We start from the raw sequence: 5,003 nt of genomic DNA, 5'->3' as shown, positions 1-5,003 counted from the left end.
TGCTGGCCCGGCGGCAGGTCGCGGCCGAGGCGGACCGCGATCTCGCATTCCACGCCGATGCGGCGATGCGCCGCCGCCGGGAAGCGGCCGGGGCCGGCCTGGACGTTGGCCTGGAAGATCCCGCCCTCGCAGGGCTCCGGGATGCCCAGGAAGCGCTGCATCACCGGGGTGGTGCAGCCGATCTTCCAGCCGACGCGCGACCCCAAGCCGGCGGCGGACAGCCGCTCGTGAGTCGCGTCCTGCAGCCGGCGCGCTTCGGCGAGATCGCCCGGTCGCAGCGCCTCCGGCAGGCCGGGAAAGGCGTCGGGCCGCAGCCGGTGGTCGGCCAGGATGCCGGCGGCCGCATGGAGATCGATTGCCATCGCGCGCTCCATTGGTAGGGCTTTTATCCTCATGCTACGCTCATTCGTCGGACAAGAGGGAGGATGCCATGGCCGGGGTGCTGCTCGTCACCGGCGCGGGCCGCGGAATCGGCGCCGCTATCGCCCGGCTGGGCGCGGCCCGGGGCTGGCGCGTGGCGGTCAATTACGGCCGGTCGCGCGACGCGGCCGAGGCGCTGGTGGCCGGGATCCAGGCGGCGGGCGGCGAAGCCGCCGCCTTCGCCGCCGATGTCGGCGACAGTGCCGCGGTGACGGCGATGTTCGCGCAGGTCGACCGGGTGCTCGGGCCCGTCACCGCCCTCATCAACAATGCGGGAGTGATCGGCCCGGTAAGCCGGGTCGACGGGCTGGACGACCCGCAGGCCCTGGCCGCGCTCTACGCCGTCAACGTCTTCGGCATGTTCCACTGCAGCCGCGAGGCGATCCGCCGGATGTCGCGGCGGCAGGGCGGGCCGGGCGGCGTCATCGTCAACATCTCCTCGGTCGCGGCCCGGCATGGCGGGCTGCCGCAGGAGGTGGCCTATGCCTCGTCCAAGGGCGCGGTCGATTCCTTCACCACCGGCCTGGCGCGCGAGGTCGCGCCCGACGGCATCCGCGTCGTCGGCCTGCGCCCCGGCCTGACCGACACCGACATCAACGACGACCATATCGGCGGCAAGTCGGTGCTGGACGCGGTGGCGCCGAGCATCCCGATCGGCCGCATCGGCCGGCCGGAGGAGATCGCCGAGGCGGCGCTGTTCCTCCTGTCCGACGCCGCCTCCTACATGACGGCGACCACGATCGACGTGTCGGGGGGGCGCTGACACCCCGGTTTTTTGTCAAATCATTGCAACGCGGGAGATTTCGGCGACAATGGCCCAGGATCCAAAGAAGGTCGAAGACCGCGGCATGAAGAAAAACGGGTATCCTTCCGCCGGCCTGCATGGCCGGGTGGTCCACGATATCGGAGCCCGGATCGTATCCGGCCAAATTCCCCCGGGAGACACGTTGCCGAGCGAAGGCGAGCTGGCCGAGACCTACGGCGCCAGCCGCAGCGCGATCCGCGAGGCGGTGAAGGTGCTGGCGGCCAAGGGGCTGGTGGAGCCGCGGCGCCGCTCCGGCACCCGCGTCCGCCCGCGCGAGGCGTGGAACCTGCTGGACCCCGACATCCTCGGCTGGCATTCGCCCGAGGCCCTGATCCCCAGCTTCCGGCGCGACCTGGTCGAGTTGCGCTGGGCGATCGAGCCGGCGGCGGCCGAGCTGGCGGCAAGGCGGTCGCAGCCCGAGGACCGGGCGCTGATCCAGGAGGCGCTGGACGAGATGGAGAAGGCGGGCGAGGACCCGCGCGCCTTCTACAGCGCCGATGTCCGCTTCCACCTGGCGGTGTTCGCCGCCAGCCGCAACGCGCTGATCGAGCGGCTCAGCACCATCCTCGGCCCGCTGCTGACCATGAGCTTCCAGGCCCAGGCGCGGCGCAACCGGGCCTTCCCGTTGGCGGTCGGCGACCACCGCGCGGTCTATGAAGCCATCGCCGCCGGCGACGCCCGGGCGGCCCGCAAGGCGATGCAGTTCATCATGAACCAGAGCGCCCGCGAGCTCGAGGCCGCCAGCCCCGAAGCCGCGATCGCGGCGGACGTTCCCGCCTGACCGGATCCGGCGGCGCGGGTTGCCAGCGCCGCCGGCCTCCGCGACAATCCCGGCCCAACGGGCGCCAGCAAGGCCATGCCCGGCTCACAATCACAACCGCATCGCTGATCGAGCCAGGGGGAGACGCATGACCATCCTGCACGGCCTGTTCCGACGATCCGTCCTGCTCGCGGGCCTGGCGGCCTGCATGGCGCTGCCGGCCGGCCCGGCCTTGGCCGCCGACGCCTTCCCGTCGCGCACCGTGACGCTGGTGGTGCCCTTCGCGGCCGGCGGGTCGACCGACCTGATCGCCCGGCTGATTGCCGAGAAGATGACCGAGGATCTCGGCCAGACCGTGATCGTCGAGAACAAGGCCGGCGCGGGCGGCAATATCGGCGCCGACGCCGTCGCCAAGGCCGATCCGGACGGCTACACCATCCTGATGGGCACGATCGCGACCCATGCGCTGAACCCCGCGGTCATGAAGCAGATGCCCTATGACCCGATGAAGGATTTCGCGCCGGTCTCGCTGCTGGTGCTGGTGCCGAACGTGCTGGAGGTGCATCCCGACGTGCCGGCCAAGACGGTGCAGGAGCTGATCGCGCTCTTGAAGTCCAAGCCCGGCGAGTACAGCTACGCCTCCTCCGGCATTGGCACGCCGCTGCACCTGTCGGGCGAGCTGTTCAAGAGCATGGCCGGCGTCGACATGGTCCATGTTCCCTATCGCGGCGCCGGGCCGGCGCTGAACGACGTGGTGGCGAACCAGGTGCCGATCATGTTCGACAACCTGCCGTCCTCCACCTCCTTCATCAAGGCGGGGACGCTGCGGCCGCTGGCGGTCACCACCAAGACCCGCTCGGCCAGCTTCCCCGACCTGCCGACGATGGAGGAGGCGGGGGTGCCGGGCTACGAAACCTACACCTGGAACGCGCTGTTCGCCCCGGCCGGCACGCCGCAGGCGGTGATCGACCGGCTGAACGCCGCGGCGGTCAAGGCGGTGAAGGACCCGGCCACGCAGCCGCGCCTGGCCGATCTCAGCGCCACGGTCGTCGGCTCGACCCCGGACGAGCTGGCCAAGCATGTGACCGCCGAGCTGGCGAAATGGGCCCCGATCGTCGAGGCCTCCGGCGCCGCCGATTCCCAGTGACCCGACCACCGACGACCGAAGGGCTCCGCCGATGCCGATCGACACCCGCCGCCTGGGGCGCACCGACCTCGAGGTGACCACGCTCGGCTTCGGCTCGGCGGCGCTCGGCGAGCTCTTCGTCAAGGTGCCGGAGCCGCAGGCGCATGCCACGCTGCAGGCGGCCTGGGATGCCGGCATCCGCTATTTCGACACCGCGCCCTGGTATGGGCTGGGCCTGGCCGAGCACCGGCTGGGCAGCTTCCTGCACGGCCAGAAGCGCGGCGAGTTCCGCGTCTCCAGCAAGGTCGGGCGCTGGCTCAGGCCGTCGCCCGACCCGGCGAATTTCCATTCCGACAAATGGGCCGGCGGCCTGCCCTTCGACATCGTCTTCGACTACGGCTATGACGGCATCATGCGGGCGGTGGAGCAGATCTGGATGCGGCTGGCCCTGCCGCGGATCGACCTGCTGCTGATCCACGACCTCGACCTGCCGCACCACAAGACCGACGCGCGGGTGCGCGCCCATCTCGACCAGATCTCCGCCTCCGGCTGGCGGGCGCTGGAGCAGCTGAAATCCTCCGGCGTGGTCGGCGCGGTCGGCGCCGGCATCAACGTCATGGGCATGATCCCGAAGCTGCTCGACGCCGCCGACCTCGACGCCTTCCTGGTGGCGATGCCCTACACGCTGATGGACCAGGAGCCGCTGGCGGAGGAGTTCCCGCTGTGCCAGCGGCACGGTGCCGGCATCGTCATCGGCGGCGTCTTCGCCTCCGGCCTGCTCGCCACCGGGCCGGTCGCGGGCGCCAAGTACAACTACCGCGACGCGACGGCGGAGGAGCTGGAGCGCTGCCGCCGGATCGAACGGGTCTGCGCCGCGCATAACGTGCCGCTGGCCGCCGCGGCGCTGCAGTTCCCGCTGGGCCATCCCAGCGTCGCCTCGGTCATCCCAGGTGCGCTGTCGCCCGAGCAGGTGACGCGCAATGTCGAGAATTTCCGCTACCCGATCCCGGCCGGGCTGTGGTCGGATCTGAAATCCGAAAGCTTGATTCGAGCGGACGCGCCGACCCCGTGAGCGGGCCCCGGCCGTAAGCCGGGAAGGGATTGTGTCAATGCGGGTGGCATCGATCGGCGAGTGCATGATCGAGATCGCGGTGAAGCCGGGCGGCGACGCCCAGCTGGCCAGCGGCGGGGACACGCTGAACACCGCGGTGTACCTGGCCCGCCAGGGCGTCGCGGTCGACTACGTCACCGCGCTGGGCGACGACCCGTACAGCGACGAGATGCTGGCCCGCTGGCAGGCGGAAGGGGTCGGGACGGGGCTGGTGCCGCGCCTGCCCGGCCGGGTGCCGGGCCTGTACATGATCCGCACCGACGACAGGGGCGAGCGCACCTTCCACTACTGGCGCGACCGGGCGCCCGCGCGCGAGGTCTTCGAACTGCCGGGCGCCGGCGAACTGGCCGGGACGCTGGCCGGCTACGATCTCCTCTACTTCTCCGGCATCACCCTGTCGCTGTACAGCGATGCCGGCCGTGACGCCTTCCATGCGGCGCTGTCGGCGGCCAGGGCCAAAGGCGCGCGTATCGCCTTCGACGGCAATTACCGGCCGCGCGGCTGGCCCGACAAGGCCAGGGCACAGGCCGTGTTCGCGCGGTTCCTTGCGCTGGCCACCCACGCCTTGCCGACCTTCGACGACGAGCAGGCGCTGTTCGGCGATTCCGACCCGCAGGCCACCATCGCCCGGCTGCGCGGCTATGGCGTCGGCGAGATCGTGGTGAAATGCGGCGGCGAGGGCTGCCACATCGCCACGGCAGAGGGCGTGACGACGGTGCCGGTGCCGCGCGTCGTGACCCCGGTCGACACCACCGCGGCCGGCGACAGCTTCAACGCCGGC

At 71.3% G+C, this 5,003-nt stretch carries 6 protein-coding genes; 5 read left to right on the top strand and 1 reads right to left on the bottom strand.

Annotated elements, in window-relative coordinates; genetic code table 11:
- The coding region (locus P409_RS26425; protein WP_430515663.1) for a hypothetical protein at nucleotides 1-362 on the bottom strand (362 nt) is incomplete at its 3' end.
- Between the two features lie 68 nt (nucleotides 363-430).
- On the opposite strand from P409_RS26425, the gene P409_RS26420 reads away from it, so the two are divergent.
- The 5 genes from P409_RS26420 to P409_RS26400 all read left to right on the top strand — a co-directional run.
- Entirely contained in the window at nucleotides 431-1,183 is a 753-nt protein-coding gene (locus tag P409_RS26420; protein WP_034845442.1) for an SDR family oxidoreductase, read from the top strand.
- 49 nt (nucleotides 1,184-1,232) lie between these two features.
- Nucleotides 1,233-2,006, top strand: coding sequence for an FCD domain-containing protein (locus P409_RS26415; protein ID WP_081991806.1), 774 nt, complete (start codon nucleotides 1,233-1,235; stop codon nucleotides 2,004-2,006).
- A 127-nt stretch (nucleotides 2,007-2,133) separates the two neighbouring features.
- Complete coding sequence (locus P409_RS26410) at nucleotides 2,134-3,132, top strand: Bug family tripartite tricarboxylate transporter substrate binding protein (RefSeq protein ID WP_034845440.1); 999 nt, start codon at nucleotides 2,134-2,136, stop codon at nucleotides 3,130-3,132.
- A gap of 31 nt (nucleotides 3,133-3,163) precedes the next feature.
- Nucleotides 3,164-4,183 (top strand): aldo/keto reductase, encoded by a 1,020-nt coding sequence (locus P409_RS26405; RefSeq protein WP_034845438.1) that lies wholly within the window; start codon nucleotides 3,164-3,166, stop codon nucleotides 4,181-4,183.
- A gap of 37 nt (nucleotides 4,184-4,220) precedes the next feature.
- Nucleotides 4,221-5,003 (top strand): sugar kinase (locus tag P409_RS26400; protein WP_034845436.1); only part of this gene is annotated, 783 nt, incomplete at its 3' end.

The organism is Inquilinus limosus MP06, from assembly GCF_000767795.1.
Taxonomy (GTDB): Bacteria; Pseudomonadota; Alphaproteobacteria; order DSM-16000; family Inquilinaceae; genus Inquilinus; species Inquilinus limosus_E.
The sequence above is the reverse complement of the archived record's forward strand: the minus strand, read 5'-3'. Positions and strand labels throughout refer to the sequence as shown.

Bases quoted from the DNA above. Each gene is read 5' to 3' on its own strand.
- P409_RS26420 (WP_034845442.1), top strand. From the start codon at position 431: ATGGCCGGGGTGCTGCTCGTCACCGGCGCGGGCCGCGGAATCGGCGCC.
- P409_RS26415 (WP_081991806.1), top strand. From the start codon at position 1,233: ATGGCCCAGGATCCAAAGAAGGTCGAAGACCGCGGCATGAAGAAAAAC.
- P409_RS26410 (WP_034845440.1), top strand. From the start codon at position 2,134: ATGACCATCCTGCACGGCCTGTTCCGACGATCCGTCCTGCTCGCGGGC.
- P409_RS26405 (WP_034845438.1), top strand. From the start codon at position 3,164: ATGCCGATCGACACCCGCCGCCTGGGGCGCACCGACCTCGAGGTGACC.